This is a genomic window from Ferrimonas pelagia, assembly GCF_039543565.1.
Taxonomy (GTDB): Bacteria; Pseudomonadota; Gammaproteobacteria; order Enterobacterales; family Shewanellaceae; genus Ferrimonas; species Ferrimonas pelagia.
Genome location: NZ_BAABJZ010000075.1, coordinates 1 through 14790, shown reverse-complemented (window position 1 = coordinate 14790; position 14790 = coordinate 1). Strand labels below are relative to the sequence as shown.

Below are 14790 nucleotides of genomic sequence, written 5' to 3'. Positions count from 1 at the left end.
GTGTGCCTAGGCTCCTTTTTAGCTCACAAGCCGACGTTATCGTGTTGCCCAACAACGTTGTCTGACTGCGAACAGAGCCAGTAGGAGCGCGCCCCATCCGAGTCCGCCACCGGAGCCGCTATCACCGTCTCCGCCGCCGTTATCCCCATTGGAACCGCCATCGTCCGTCGCGATGACCGTGAGGCTGAACTCCACGCTGTTGCTGTCAAACTCGCCATCAGAGGCAGTCGCACGGAAAACGATGGTTTCATTGCTGCTGACGCTGGGAGCGGTGATCGTCAATTGATCGCCATTGACTTCAAAGGTGGTTGCAGGACCACTAAGCTGAGTAACCGTCCAGGCCAGCGTGTCGCCATCGGGATCACTGCCCACCAAGGTCAAGACAAGGTTACTTCCGGCATTGACTTCCGTTGCGCCGCTTGGTGCGGAAGCGGTAGGGGCACCGTTGGTCGATTCGACCAACACGGTGATGAAGGCTTGCCCCAGCCCGTTTTGCTCGCTATCCAGTAGGCGATATTCGATCTGAACGCTGCCGTTGTAGCCCGGCTGCGGCGTGTACAGGATGCTGTTCTCGTCAATGATCTCAGCACGACCTAGAGTCGGCTCAGTGATGATCTCGAGTCCTGCTACCGCGAGGTTGTTGACTGGAATGGCAGCGGCGGCGGGTGTCTCCGTTGTTCCATCGCTGGCGCTCGCGGTAAGCCAGAGAACGAGCTCATCGCTGCCTTGAGTGATCACTGGAATAGTGATTGCCTGTGATGCCTGCGTGGTTGTCTCGATTGACCTAGCAAGATTGATGTCGTTGGCTTGCAGAACCATATCCAGTAACACGGTACCCTCCACTGTTGAAGCGGAGAAGCTCAGGGTATCACCACTGTTCACGGCAGAGCCTGCGCCATTAAAGTGGTATGACACCCCGAGTAAGGCGGTGGCATCTTCGGCGCCGATGGAGACGTTAGCAGGCATTACAGGTATGTCCAGATAGTTAAAATGGATCTCGCCGATGGCGTCGTTGATCCCCAATAAGATCTGGAAGCTATAGGTATTGCCGCTGAGATCTTCAAACAGCTGCGCCTGGGACCACTCCACCACTAGGTAGTTGTCTTGTTCGCTGTCCAGTGCAACAAGTTGAACGTGAAGACTGCCATGGCCGGTGTCGTTTTCTAGGGTGCCAAGCAGATCGAAGTCACTCCAAAGTGGCGCCAAGATATTGTTCGGTGCCTTTTCGGAGGGAAAATCCTGGTTGTTGTAAGCGCCGTTTAGATTGCCTGTGCTACCGGCGACAATAAAGCCGTTGTCTGAAATGATCAGTTCGCTATAACGCTCACCGTTGAACTCAAATTCAGGCACCGTGAGGGTGAAGCTGACTTCGTCGCATGTGGCGCTGCAGGCGAGCTGGTTTTCTGCCGTCGCGATGCTGCTCAGTGCCAAAGAGGCACGAGACTCTAGGCGCAATGCAGCCTGCTCCAGGGTGCCTTGCCAGCGAAGCTCGCCATTTTCCAGGTCCTCCTCCAGCGTTTTTTCACTGCCATTGGCAACCAGACTCCGGGCACTGCTCGGCAGCAGGCTCAACTCATCGGGGATGTTTACCGTCACGGTGAATTCATTATCGAAGTCGCGGTTATTGAATTGAACATGGAAGTTGTCCTGTTCATTCGGGGCGATGCCGTCCTCATCCTGCCAGATCCGCAGTGGGACTGAGGAGCTTGCCGCGTCCGGATAAACCGCGAGTGGCAGATGTGCCTGAGTGATGCCATTGAAGTTCAGTTGGCCAAACTGCCATGCATTGAGATTGGCTTGGTCCGGCGCAATGTGCACGATGATCTCGGCGCTTTCGCCGGCGTCGAGCGTAATCTCACTGGGAGAGACCAGCACTTTGGCGCCCTCTATATCACCGCCGACCTGCCAGCTTTGTGCTTGGGTGCCGCGGTTCGTGGCATTGACGTGGAAACGACAGCTGCCGGAGCAGGCCGCATTGGCGTAAGAGGCGTGATTAAAGGTCAATGTGGCCTGGCTAGCAGCGCTGAGATCTAACCGTCCGGCACCAACATCAAACGCATCGGCGGGGGTGAACCCGTCCTCTTTGAGCAGTCCATCCCGCTGGCTGCTGGAGGTCAGCGCGGTTTTTATCTCAACCGCGCTCCATTGTGGGTGTTGCTGAACCAGCAGGGCTGCAGCCCCCGCTACATGGGGGCTAGCCATTGATGTGCCAGTCAATAGATCGTACTCCTGACCCGGGGAGTAGGGATCATCTACGGACATGGCAGATAGGATACTGGTACCCGGTGCCGCGAGGTCGGGCTTGAGGACGTTGGGATCTCCATTGGGTCCTCGCGAGCTGCTGGGCGCGACATGGTCGGCTAGGGCCGCGTCGACGATCGGCGTGATAGCCGCCTCCATGGTGCCCACGGTTTGGCCTGCCTCGAGTTGGGCCAGGATGGCTTCACCATTGCTCTGGCTTATCATCAACGCTGGCGTAGTCGCCATTTCGATGGCCATGATGAGGGGCTCGCCGGGCACATTATTGTAGATCAGGGTGGCGACGGCGCCGGCTGCGGCGGCAAAGTTGTTTTTCTCTTCAAAGGTGCAGGTGCCGCGTGGGATCAGGGCAATCGCCCCAGCCAGGCTGTCCGCGGGAAATGCGACACATCCTTCGGCGTTACTGACATCGATTGCGGTACTGCTGATCACCGGAGCCTGTATGTTGGTGTCCAGCGGCACCGGTGCGGTGCCTTCGATCATCGGGATCGCACTCAAATCGCCCAAGGAAAAGGCATTGCCAAAGGTGCGGCTGTGGGTGGTATTTCCCACGGTAATGCCCGGCTCGATGCAGCCGGGACAGCCGATGGTCTTGCCGGATGAGCCATCGTTGCCTGCCGCCGTGACGATGACAACGCCGGCCGCTTCCGCGGCGGCAAACATATCCTGATATGGGGAGCTGCTTGGTGAGCTGCCTGCGCTACCGCCCCAGGAGTTGTTGATCACATCGGCGCCATCTGCAACCGCGTACTCCAGGGCTTCCATCAGCATGTCGGTTGTGCCGGTGACCGCGCCTAAACTGTCGGTGTACAGGGCTTTATACGCCATCAGGTAGGCCCCCGGTGCAACGCCGGAAAGGGTCAGGCTGTTGTCCATAAATTGGACACTCACTGTGTTACCCACTGCGGTGCCCGCGACATGAGTGCCATGGCCGTCGTAGCCTAGCGGGCTGCGGTACTCGCCGCTGGCCAACGAAAACGTAGGATTAGAGTGGCGGGCGACGATGAGCTTATTGTTGCAAAATTCGGGATCTGTCGTGGCGCAATAGTCATCGCCAGGAAGGTCGCCAGGGGCGTTGAAACCGGCGTCTTCAAACATGGGATGTTCTGGTCGGATCCCGGAATCGATGACTGCGACCTTGATGCCTGCCCCGGCGCTGTCCCTGTCACCCACTTGCTGCCAGGCCTCGGAGGCACCGATCAGATCCAGCGACGCATCCGTATTGAGGTAGTAGTTTTGCTGTGGGTAAACCGCTTTGACGTTGGGCAGTGCGGCGATCTCCGCCAGGCTGACGCCCTGGGTGGCAATAGAGACGCCGTGAAACAAAATGGAAAATTCCCGTTCAATTTTGCTGCCACTGATGGACTGGGTCAGCGCTTGGGCAAAATCGCTCCTTTCCTGTTTCAGTACCGATTGGTATTGGGTTACCGATGGCGAGTTCAATAGCAGCTTGTCGCCAGACTGGCTTGCGGTCGCTTGGTAACCCGCGACATCACCCCGGTAGGTAGCGATGGGGTCGGCCTTGAGCTGAACGATGTATCTTTGGATCGGTGATGGCGTGGCGGATCGGCTTTGTGGGGCGTCGTAGGCGTGTTGAGCCAGGATCTTGATATCGGGGGACAGGTTTGAGCTGGCCAATGCAACAGGGATCCCCAGTAGCGCTGTTGAAAGGCTGCAAGCAAGAAGCGAAGGGCTGATCTTGAACATGTTGTTACCCTGTGTATTCTTTTTATTTGAACAATACCTAAAAGGTATAACAACTTTGCAACCAAATGGACAGTGAAAGAGCACTTTTAACGCGTTTTTCTGTCGAAAAGTTTGTTTTTACCGGTATGTGGGTGTTTTTTGTCTGAACTTGAGTGCTCAGGATAAGTACGCCATACGAATCGTATTGCCCGATCCATTTGTCAATACGCATGAGGCCGGCGGGTTTGAGTCGGGTGCAGCGGCGATGGCTGTTCACTCCGCCTTTTGCCTCCCCCGCCGTAGCGTTTCGATCTGCTTTAGGATCGAGATCAGTGCTGCACACTCCTTTGCTCCTTCGATGTACTTTTGCCCGGTGATGTGGGCCATTTCCTCTGTTCTTGTTGGTCCAGCCTAACTCCTCGCTAACCCTTGCCCTGACTGGCTTTGCGGCCGTTAGTCTCATTGGACGATGAACCTGTTGCCGCTAACCGATTAAATCCCTACATAGAGAAAAATCATGAAAAACCGGCCAGGGGGTGCTCTGGCAGAAAGCGGTTATCGATTTGAACCTGATCCCTTCAGTGGGCTCCCAACGGCACAAGGACAGAACATGGACATTCGTGGACTCGGCTACGTGATCGCAGATTCGACCGACATCAATCAGTGGCGCGAATACGGCACCCAGGTACTGGGCATGATGGAGGCGCCGAACTCCGCCCAGATCGCGCCGGACGGCGATGTGGTCTTCCTCAAGATGGACGATCGCCCCTACCGCATTTTGGTACGTCAGTCGGATCGTGACGGTTATGGTGCCTCCGGTTGGGAAGTGGCCAATGGCGCGGCGTTTGAACAGGCACTGACTGAGCTGGCCCAAGCCGACATTCCGGTGATCCGAGGCAGTGAGGCCCAGATCGCCCAGCGCCAGGTGCAGGATCTGGCCATTTTTCAGGATCCCGATGGCAACACCCACGAACTCTTCTGGGGTCCGGCACAGGATTTCGCCCGCTTTATCTCACCGGTGGGCGTGAAGGCGTTCATCACCGATGGTTTGGGTTTGGGCCATACCGTGTTACCAACACCGAGCTTCGACAAAGGGGTTGAGTTTTACACCCAGGTGATGGGCTTTGGCTTGTCGGATCTGATGAAGGTGCGCTTTACCCCGGATCCGGCGGAGCCGGAAAAGCGACTGCATTTCCTCCACTGCAACAACAGCCGGCACCACTCATTGGCCATCTTCGAATGTCCCATCCCATCCGGATGCGTCCACATGATGTTGGAAGTGTCCGATATGGATGAAGTGGGCCGGGCGATGGATCGAATGAACGCCCACAACGTCAAACTCACCGCCACGTTGGGCAAGCACACCAATGACGAAATGGTGTCCTTCTACATGCGCACCCCATCCGGCTTCGACATGGAATACGGTTGCGGCGGTTTGGTGGTGGACTGGGACACCCACACCACGTTTGAGAGCACAGTGGTTAGCCACTGGGGTCACGACTTTAGCGTCGGCCATCAATAAGATCAGGAGCAGTACCTCAATGAGCATTGCGAAAAAGAACAAGCAAATGAGCGCGGCCGATGTGGTTAGCCAACTGAATGACGGCATGACCATCGGCATTGGCGGTTGGGGGCCACGGCGTAAGCCGATGGCGTTGATCCGCGAGATCCTGCGCTCCGATCTGAAAGATCTGACCATCGTCGCCTACGGGGGGGCCGATGTCGGCATGCTGTGTGCGGCTGGCAAGGTGAAGAAATTGGTGTTCGCCTTTGTGTCCCTGGATTTCATTCCGCTGGAGCCCTACTTCCGTCAGGCCCGCCAAACCGCGGCCATCGAGGTGATGGAAATTGATGAAGGCATGATGCTGCTGGGCCTGCGCGCCGCGGCGTGGGGCTGCCCCTACATCCCCACCAATCTGGGATTGGGCACCGACGTCATCAAGGTGAACCCAGATCTGAAAGTGATCGACAGCCCCTATGACGACAAAGAGTGGGTGGCCATGCCAGCTCTGAAATTGGATGCGGCGCTGGTGCATGTGGATCATGCCGATACGAGGGGAGTCTGTCAGATCTCCGGTCCGGATCACTATATGGATGATTGGATGGTCCGCGCCGCCGATCAGGCGTTTGTCAGTACCGATAATTTGGTGGAGGCTGACCACTTCGCCTCCGACGCGGCAGCGCGCACCGTGCTGTGGGAGCGCAGCCTGACCACGGGCGTTGTCCACATTCCCGGGGGCGCCCATCCTAGCTCCTGCGCGCCGTTATATGGCTTCGATGTGGCGCACTTTAAGGCCTACAACGCCTCCGCCAAAGACGGCGGCTTCGAAGGCTACTTTAACGCCTTTATCAAAGACAAAGACGAAACCGAGTACCAAGCCGCCGTGGGCGGACTGGAAGCCATCCTGCAGCAGCCGCTGCCCACGTATTAATTGGAGTTGGGAGCGAATTATGACTACTGCAAATACCACGGCTAAGAGCTATACCCTGGCCGAGCTGATGATCGTCGCGGCGGCTGAAGCCTTTAAACACGACGGCGAAGTGCTGGCCACCGGCATTGGTGTGCTGCCGCGGATCGCCGCCAGCCTGTCGATGCTGACCGACAATCCGGATCTGATGATGACGGATTCCGAAGCCTACTTGCTGTCCGAGCCCAACCCGCTGGGCGCTCGCGGCGAGGACTTTGTCCAGAAGAACGAAACCTGGATGGGCTTTTCCCGGATCTTCGACAACGTCTGGAGCGGCAAGCGTCACGCCATGGTCGGCCCGACCCAGATCGATCAATACGGCCAGGCCAACATCTCCGCGCTGGGCGGCACGTACGCCCAGCCCAAGGTGCAGATGCTCGGGGTACGTGGTTTCCCCGGCAACTCCATCAGCCACGCCAACTCCTTCTTCGTCCCCACCCACAACACCCGGGTGTTCGTCGCCGGGGAGTGCGATCTGGTGGCCTCCATCGGTTACAACCCGGCACGTTTGCCCAAGGGCTATCAGCTGGATGACATCGATATTCGCCTGGTGGTGACCGATCTGTGCGTGATGGATTGGAACGGGCCGAACCATCAGCTGCGCCTGATCAGCCTGCACCCCGGGGTAACCCAAGAGCAGGTGATCGCCGCCACCGGCTTCCCGATTGCCATCGCCGAGACTGTGGTGGAGACGCCGGCACCCACCGAGGCGCAGCTTGAGATCATCGCCCGGATGGATCCGCACAACCTGCGTAGTCGTCAGCTCAAGGACAATCCCCCAGGGGATCGTCGCCTGACCGCCGCTTAAAGGAGCATGACGATGGACACGCAAGTTGTGGAAACGATCGACGAAGTGGTGCTGTACGAAGTGCGCGATCAGGTGGCCATCGTCACCATGCACCGCCCCGAGTACAACAACGCCCAGAACTCGAAAATGACCTACGCGCTGGATGCCGCGTTTAAGCGTGCCTGTGACGACAATAACGTCAAGGTGATCGTGCTGGCGGGCTCGGGCAAGCATTTCTCCGCCGGCCATGATATTGGCACACCGGGACGGGACGTAGATCAAACCTTCGATCGCACCAGCCTTTGGTACGACCATACCGACAAACCCGGCGGCGAGTTTCTCTACGCCCGGGAGCAGGAAGTGTATCTGGGCATGTGCCGCCGCTGGCGGGATATGCCCAAACCCACCATCGCCATGGTGCAGGGCGCTTGCGTGGCGGGGGGGCTGATGCTGGCCTGGGTGTGCGATCTGATCATCGCCTCCGAAGACTCCTTCTATGCGGATCCCGTGGTGCGCATGGGCATTCCCGGGGTGGAGTACTTCGCCCACGCCCACGAACTCAATCCCCGCATCGCCAAGGAGTTTCTGTTCCTCGGCGAGCGGATGAAGGCGGATCGCGCCTACATGATGGGCATGCTCAATAAAGTGGTGCCCCGCGAGGAGCTGGAAGTGGCAACGCTGGATGTGGCCAACCGCATTGCGCAGATGCCGCGGCTGGGTCTGCAGCTGACCAAGCAGGCGGTCAACAACGCCGAGGACAACATGGGCAAGCGCAGCACCATGGACATGGTGTTTGGCCTGCACCACTTTGCCCACGTCCACAACGAGCAGATCTCCGGCGATCGTCTGGCGGGCTTCGATGGCAAGAAGATGGCCGAGTCGCAGCGTAAACAAGCCAAAGAGGAAGCGGGATCATGAGTTTTTCCATGCAAACCCGGCTGACCGATCTGCTCGGTTGCGAACTGCCGGTGATCCAGACCGCCATGGGTTGGGTCGCCGATGCCAATTTGGTGGCAGCCAGTTGTAATGCGGGTGCATTCGGTTTTCTGGCGGGGGCGACCATCGAGCCGCACTTGCTGGAACAGGCGATCCTCGACACCAAGGCCAAAACCGACAAGCCGTTTGGCGTGAATTTCCATATGTATCAGAGCAACGCCAATGAGATCGTCGCATTGGTGATCAAGCACGGTGTGCGCGCGGTCAGTTACAGCCGCTCGCCGGGCAAAGCGATGATCAAACAGCTCAAAGATGCCGGCGTGGTGTGTATCCCGACGGTCGGTGCGCTCAAGCACGCCATCAAGGCGGTGGAGCTGGGTGCCGATGCGGTCACCATTCAGGGCGGCGAGGGCGGTGGTCACACCGGCTCGGTCCCGACTTCCATTCTGCTGCCTCAGGTGGTGGAAGTGCTGGATGTGCCCGTGGTCGCGGCGGGCGGCTTCAAGGATGGCAAAGGCCTAGTCTCGGCACTGGCCTATGGTGCCGAAGGCATTGCCATGGGCACCCGTTTCTTGATGACCAAGGAGAGTCCGGTGCCTGCGGCGACGCTGGATCGCTACGTCAGCTCCAACAGCCCGGCCAATATTATCGTCAGCCGCGCCATCGATGGCATGCCGCAGCGGATGATCATGAACGAATTTCTCGCCCGTCTGGAGAAGGCTAGTGGCCTGCAGCGTTTGCTTTTGGCGATGAAGAGCGGCCTGGCCTATCGCCAGCACAGCGGCATGAGCATCGGTCAGATGATCAGCGCCGCGCTGAAGATGCGCGGTGATGGTGAGATGACGGCGGCGCAATCCATTATGTCGGCCAATGCGCCGATGGTGATCCAAAAAGCCATGGTGGACGGCAAGCCCGGTGAAGGCGTTCTGCCCGCGGGTCAGATCGCCGGCACCATCGACTCCCTTTTATCCTGCGAGCAGCTGGTGAGCAGCATCGCCGCAGAAGCGCAGCAAAGGCTGGATGCTTTGTGTGCCCGTAAAGTTCAAGGACAAGACTATGACCAAGCCATATAACGTCAACATCGAAGCGGGCATTGCCGAGCTGGTGTTTAACCACCCGCCGGTCAACGCATTCAGCTCTCAGGGCTGGGCCGATATCGCCGCCGAGATTGAAGCGCTGGGCAAGAATGACGATGTGCGCGTCATCATCGTCGCCGCCGAAGGGCGGGGCTTCTGCGCCGGGGTCGACATCAAGGAGCTGGCCCAGGATGACAATCTGATCGTCAAGGTCAACAAGGGCAACTACGACAGTTTTGCCGCCATTCACTTAAACCCTAAGCCGGTGATCGTGGCGGTACACGGCTTTGTGCTGGGCGGCGGGATCGGGATCTCCGGGGCGGCGGACATCATTGTCGCGTCTGAGTGCGCCACCTTTGGTGTGCCGGAAGTGGATCGTGGTGCCATGGGCGGCGGTGCGCATCTGCAGCGCATGTTCCCGGTGCAGAAGGTGCGTTACATGTACTTCACCGGCGAGATGATCGACGCCGAGGAAGCGTATCGCCTCGGTGCGGTCGAGCGGGTGGTGCCACGGGCCGAGTTGTTGGCAACCGCAAGGGAGATCGCGACCAAAATTGCTGAGAAGAGCCCGGCGATGATCGCCTTGGCCAAAGAGGCGTTGACCGGCATCGAGGATGGCGATCTGGAAGCAAAATACCGCTCCGAGCAGGGCTTTACCTTGGAAGCCTATCGGGTGGCCGACTCGCAGGAAGCGCGCGATGCCTTTGTGCAGAAGCGCGACGCGCAGTTTGACAACAAGCAGTGACGCTATGGGATCGCAGAGGGAGACGGCCATGGATCTGAATTACACACAAGAGCAACAGGCCTTTCGGGCCGAGGTGCGCCAGTGGCTGGAGGCAAATGTTCCCAGTGAGCCATTGGCCTCGTTCGACACTGCGGAAGGCTTTGCCCAACATCGTGAGTGGGAAGCCAAGTTAAATGAAGGCCGCTGGGGCATGGTGACCTGGCCCCAGGAGCTGGGCGGTCGCGGCTGCGATCTGATCCAGTGGTTGATCTTTGAAGAGGAGTATTACCGCAGCGGCGCGCCGATGCGGGTGAACCAGAACGGGATCTTCCTGCTCGGGCCCACTCTGATGGAGTACGGCACCGAAGCGCATAAAGCGCGTTTCCTGCCGAAGATGGCCACCGGTGAAGAGGTGTGGGCACAGGGTTGGTCTGAGCCCGGTGCCGGCTCCGACATGGCAGCCATCCGCTCCAAGGCGGAGCGTCAGGGCGATCACTACATCATCAATGGCCAGAAGACCTGGTCGACCCGCGCCGTGTGGGCCGACTGGACCTTCGGCATTTTCCGCACCGATCCCGACTCCAGCCGTCACAAAGGGCTGACCTTTATTCTGGTGCCGCTGGATGCACCGGGTGTGACAGTGCAACCGATCCCTCAGTTGGATGGCCTACCGGGCTTCGCCGAGATCTTCTTCGACAACGTCAAGGTGCCGGTGGAGAACGTGCTGGGTGGGGAAAACAATGGCTGGAACGTGGCCATGTCCACCGCCGGTTTCGAGCGCGGTTTGATGTTGCGCTCGCCGGCCCGATTCCAGGAAACCGCCCGCCGCCTGGTTGAACTGTATAAGGCCAACCAGGAAAGCGCGGATCGCGATCCCGCCATCGGCGAAGCGGTGATGCGCGCCTATCTGGATGCGGAAGCTTATACCCAGTCAACCTATATGACGGCGTCGCGCCTGATCAAGGGTGGCAAGATCGGCCCGGAGTCCTCCACCAATAAGATCTTCTGGTCTGAGCTGGATCAAAGCATGCACCAAGCGGCGATGAGCATCCTCGGTGCCTGCGCCGAATTGTGGCCCCATGCACCAGCGGCGCAGGGCGTCGGCAAATGGCTGGACGGATTCCTGTTTGCCCAGGCCGGGCCGATCTATGCCGGCACCAACGAAATTCAACGCAACATCATCGCCGAGCGGATGCTTGGCATGCCGCGGGCTTAAGGAGGATCGGCCATGGACTTTACTTTTAATGACGACCAGCTGATGTTCCGCGACAGCGTCAAAGCGTTCCTCACCAATGAGATGACGCCGGAGCACATCCGCAGTTTGTGGGACACCGACAGCGGTCGCTCTCCCGAGTTTTGGCCCAAGCTGGCGGAGCTGGGACTGACCGCGATGACCGTACCTGAGCAATACGGCGGTCTGGGCATGAATGCCCTGGATTTTGTGCTGCTGGCGCAGGAGTGTGGCTATGCCGCCATGCCGGGTGTGCTGGTGGAAACCGCGCTGGTGGCGATCCCGCTGATCGCCGAGCTGGACGATGCCCACGAAGGCTTTAAGCAGGACTGGTTGCCGCAGATCGCCGAGGGCAGCGCCCGGGTGGCGGTGGCGCATCCGGACAATCTGTTGGTGGCGGACGCTCACATGGCGGATCTGTTGCTGCTGGCCCACAACGGCGAAGTGCACGGTGTGCCGGCCGTCGATGTGACGCTGGAGGCTAATCCTTCGGTGGATCCCAGTCGTCGTCTGTTCAGTGTGCAGTGGACGCCCAGCGATGCCACCAAGCTGGCGGACGCAGAAACCGGAGCGCTGTTGTGGCAAAACGCCTTTAACCGTGGGGCCTTGGGTGTGGCCGCTCAGCAACTGGGCCTGGCAAAACGCATGATGGACGTCACCGTCGACTACACCTATGAACGCAAGCAGTTTGGCAAGCCGGTGGGCTCGTTCCAGGCGGTGAAGCACATGATGGCCGACGTGGCGGTGAAGGTGGAGTTTGCTCGTCCGCCGTTGATCAAAGCGGCTTACGATATCGCCAACGGGGAGGCTTCCGCGGCGCTGGCGGTCTCCCACGCCAAGCTGGTGGCCTCCGAAGCGGTGCGTGCCGCCGCCAAGAATGGCATACAGGCGCACGGCGCCATGGGGTACACCTGGGAAGTGGATCTGCAGATCTTCATGAAAGCCGGTTGGGCGATGGACGCCAGCTATGGCGATCAGGGCACCCACAAGGTGCGGATCAAATCCGCCATCCTCGCAGAGGGCGCCGCCTTAGGGGCCGGTGCCAGCTTCTAAACCGTCTCTCCTCTTATATATGTAGCAGGCCCGCCCAATGCGGCGGGCCCGATAAGGAATATCGAACATGGCTGAAGCCTATATTGTGGACGCGATCCGCACGCCAACCGGCCGCCGTAAGGGTGGCTTGGCGCACATTCATGCCGCTGATCTTGGCGCCCACGTACTCAAAGCGATTGTCGAGCGCAATGGCATTCCCGATGCGGATTATGATGATGTGATCTTCGGTGCAGTGGACACCATAGGTCCGCTGGCTGGTGACATCGCCCGCACTTGCTGGCTGGCGGCCGGACTGGATGACGCGGTGCCGGGCACCACCATCGATCGCCAGTGCGGTTCGTCGCAACAAGCCGTGCACTTTGCCGCGCAGGCGGTGATGAGTGGCACCCAGGATGTGGTGATCGCCGGTGGTGTCCAGACCATGACCCAGATCCCCATCTCTTCGGCGATGATCGCCGCCGAGCCCATGGGCTTTAGCGATCCCTTCACCGGCTCGACCGGTTGGGTCGAGCGCTATGGTTCCACGCCGCCGACTCAGTTCAATTCGGCTCAGATGATCGCCGATAAATGGCAGCTGTCCCGCAAGGAGTTGGAAGTCTTCTCACTGGAATCCCACCGCCGGGCATTAACTGCCATCGAGTCGGGCCGGTTTGAGCGGGAGATCGTGCCGCTGGCGGGCGTCACTACCGATGAGACGCCGCGCAATACCACCTTGGAAAAGATGGCGGAGCTAGAGCCCTTGTTTGGTTGTGACAAAGTCACCGCAGGGGTGGCGTCACAGACCTGCGACGCGGCCTCGGCCATGTTGATCGTCTCGGAGAAGGCACTGAAGCAATACGGGCTCAAGCCTCGCGCCCGCATTCACCACATCAGCGTGCGGGCGGAAGATCCCATCTGGATGCTGACGGCCCCCATTCGGGCAACGCAATACGCTTTGGACAAAGCAGGCATGACATTGGATGAGATCGATCTGGTGGAGATCAACGAAGCTTTTGCCTCCGTGGCGATGGCTTGGCTCAAGGAGACCGGATATCCCCACGAGAAAACCAACGTCAATGGCGGCGCCATTGCCCTGGGCCATCCATTGGGAGCGACCGGCACCAAACTGATGACCACTTTGCTGCATGAGCTTGAGCGCACCGGCGGCCGTTACGGCTTGCAGACCATGTGCGAAGGCGGCGGTCAGGCCAACGTCACCATCATCGAACGCATATAACGGACAGTCAGGGGGAGGCCGATTTGCCCTCCTTCTATATAAGGAGTAACACCATGGCAATTTGTCAGGATCGCGTCGTCATCATTACCGGCGCTGGGGGCGGCTTAGGTCGCGCGTACGCCCACGCGTTTGCCGACACCGGTGCCAAAGTCGTCGTCAACGACATTAACCTGGAAGCGGCGGAAGCCGTAGTGGCGCAAATTCGTGATAACGGCGGCGATGCCGTCGCGGACAGCCACGACATTACCAACTACGAGCAGTCCGCCGAGATCGTAAAAGAAACGGTTGCGCGTTACGGCGCGTTGCATGCGGTGGTGAACAACGCCGGTATTTGCCGGGACCGTATGTTCGCCAGTTTGGGTGAGTCGGATTGGGACGCGGTGATCGCCGTGCATCTGAAAGGCCACTTCTGTATCACCAGCCATGCGGTGCAATACTGGCGCGCGCAAAGTAAAGCGGGTAACGCCGTGAGCGGTCGCATCATCAATACCTCGTCCGGGGCCGGACTGCAGGGCTCCATCGGGCAATCCAACTACGCCGCGGCGAAAGGCGGCATTGCCTCGTTGACTCTGGTGCAAGCGGCCGAGCTGGCACGTTACGGCATTACGGCCAATGCATTGGCACCGGCGGCCCGCACCGGCATGACTGAAGAGGTGTTTGCCGACATGATGTCTGCGAAAGAGGGGGCCTTCGATTACTACGCACCGGAAAACGTTGCCCCACTGGTTGTCTGGTTGGCGTCTGATGCGTCTGCCCACATCAGTGGCAAAGTGTTCGAAGTCGAAGGTGGCAAGCTGTCCATCGCCGACGGTTGGCGCAAAGGGCCGGAGCAGGATAAAGGCGATCGTTGGCTGCCGGAGGAGATCGGAGCGGCAGTGGATAGCTTGGTTGAACAAGCTGAGCCTGCACAAAAGGTGTATGGCAGCTAAACTGACTATCCTGCTGTGCAAAAAGCGCGCGCAAGCGCGCTTTTTTGTGGATAACACTGGGGGTAAGCCGGTATACGCTGGGGCTTTCGCCAGTCAGACAAAAAAGCGCTAAAAAGGGGTTGCGGGAAAAGTTCGCCTCCCTATAATGCGCATCTGTCGACGGGGCACAGCGAGGTAACCAACGCGGTTAACGAGCAGCTTGGTCAACAAAACAACGGTTAGAAAGAAAGTTGAAAAACAGACTTGACGACCGCGGCGAATTCACTAGAATACGCCACCTGCTTCGGCAACGAAGCAACGCTCGCAAGAGCAGCTCTTTAACAATTTGTCAGACAATCTGTGTGGGCACTCACGCAGGATTGAGAAATCATCATTTCTTAATGCCTATTGAGTGAACACACGTTTTATTCAGTATTCATTGAGTA

11 protein-coding genes are annotated in these 14790 nt (G+C 58.9%); 10 read left to right on the top strand and 1 reads right to left on the bottom strand.

Annotated features, from left to right (window positions below; genetic code table 11):
* Positions 1-36 precede the first annotated feature (36 nt).
* Positions 37-3966, bottom strand: a complete 3930-nt coding sequence (locus tag ABEA08_RS11480; RefSeq protein WP_345335453.1) for a S8 family serine peptidase — start codon at positions 3964-3966, stop codon at positions 37-39.
* A gap of 496 nt (positions 3967-4462) precedes the next feature.
* Between ABEA08_RS11480 and ABEA08_RS11475 the strand changes: the two genes are divergently transcribed.
* The 10 genes from ABEA08_RS11475 to ABEA08_RS11430 all read left to right on the top strand — a co-directional run bounded on the left by ABEA08_RS11475 (position 4463) and on the right by ABEA08_RS11430 (position 14365).
* Complete coding sequence (locus ABEA08_RS11475; protein ID WP_345335452.1) at positions 4463-5467, top strand: VOC family protein; 1005 nt, start codon at positions 4463-4465, stop codon at positions 5465-5467.
* 19 nt (positions 5468-5486) lie between these two features.
* On the top strand, positions 5487-6377 hold the full coding sequence (locus ABEA08_RS11470) for a CoA transferase subunit A (RefSeq protein WP_345335451.1): 891 nt from the start codon (positions 5487-5489) through the stop codon (positions 6375-6377).
* A gap of 19 nt (positions 6378-6396) precedes the next feature.
* The gene (locus ABEA08_RS11465; RefSeq protein ID WP_345335450.1) at positions 6397-7221 is read left to right on the top strand and encodes a CoA-transferase subunit beta; all 825 of its coding nucleotides are present in this window, start codon (positions 6397-6399) and stop codon (positions 7219-7221) included.
* A gap of 12 nt (positions 7222-7233) precedes the next feature.
* Entirely contained in the window at positions 7234-8118 is an 885-nt protein-coding gene (locus ABEA08_RS11460) for an enoyl-CoA hydratase (protein WP_345335449.1), read from the top strand.
* Complete coding sequence (locus tag ABEA08_RS11455) at positions 8115-9209, top strand: NAD(P)H-dependent flavin oxidoreductase (RefSeq protein WP_345335448.1); 1095 nt, start codon at positions 8115-8117, stop codon at positions 9207-9209. The genes ABEA08_RS11460 and ABEA08_RS11455 overlap by 4 nt, the downstream gene beginning before the upstream one ends.
* Positions 9193-9957 carry an enoyl-CoA hydratase family protein gene (locus tag ABEA08_RS11450; RefSeq protein ID WP_345335447.1) on the top strand — a complete coding sequence of 255 codons (765 nt, stop codon included), beginning with the start codon at positions 9193-9195 and terminating at the stop codon, positions 9955-9957. The genes ABEA08_RS11455 and ABEA08_RS11450 overlap by 17 nt, the downstream gene beginning before the upstream one ends.
* A 28-nt stretch (positions 9958-9985) precedes the next feature.
* Complete coding sequence (locus ABEA08_RS11445; protein WP_345335446.1) at positions 9986-11152, top strand: acyl-CoA dehydrogenase; 1167 nt, start codon at positions 9986-9988, stop codon at positions 11150-11152.
* A 12-nt stretch (positions 11153-11164) separates the two neighbouring features.
* On the top strand, positions 11165-12220 hold the full coding sequence (locus ABEA08_RS11440; RefSeq protein ID WP_345335445.1) for an acyl-CoA dehydrogenase family protein: 1056 nt from the start codon (positions 11165-11167) through the stop codon (positions 12218-12220).
* Positions 12221-12287: 67 nt separating this feature from the next.
* On the top strand, positions 12288-13436 hold the full coding sequence (locus ABEA08_RS11435; protein ID WP_345335444.1) for an acetyl-CoA C-acetyltransferase: 1149 nt from the start codon (positions 12288-12290) through the stop codon (positions 13434-13436).
* A 53-nt stretch (positions 13437-13489) separates the two neighbouring features.
* A complete protein-coding gene (locus ABEA08_RS11430; protein WP_345335443.1) occupies positions 13490-14365 on the top strand; it encodes an SDR family oxidoreductase in 876 nt (291 codons plus the stop codon).
* The last annotated feature ends 425 nt before the right edge of the window (positions 14366-14790 follow it).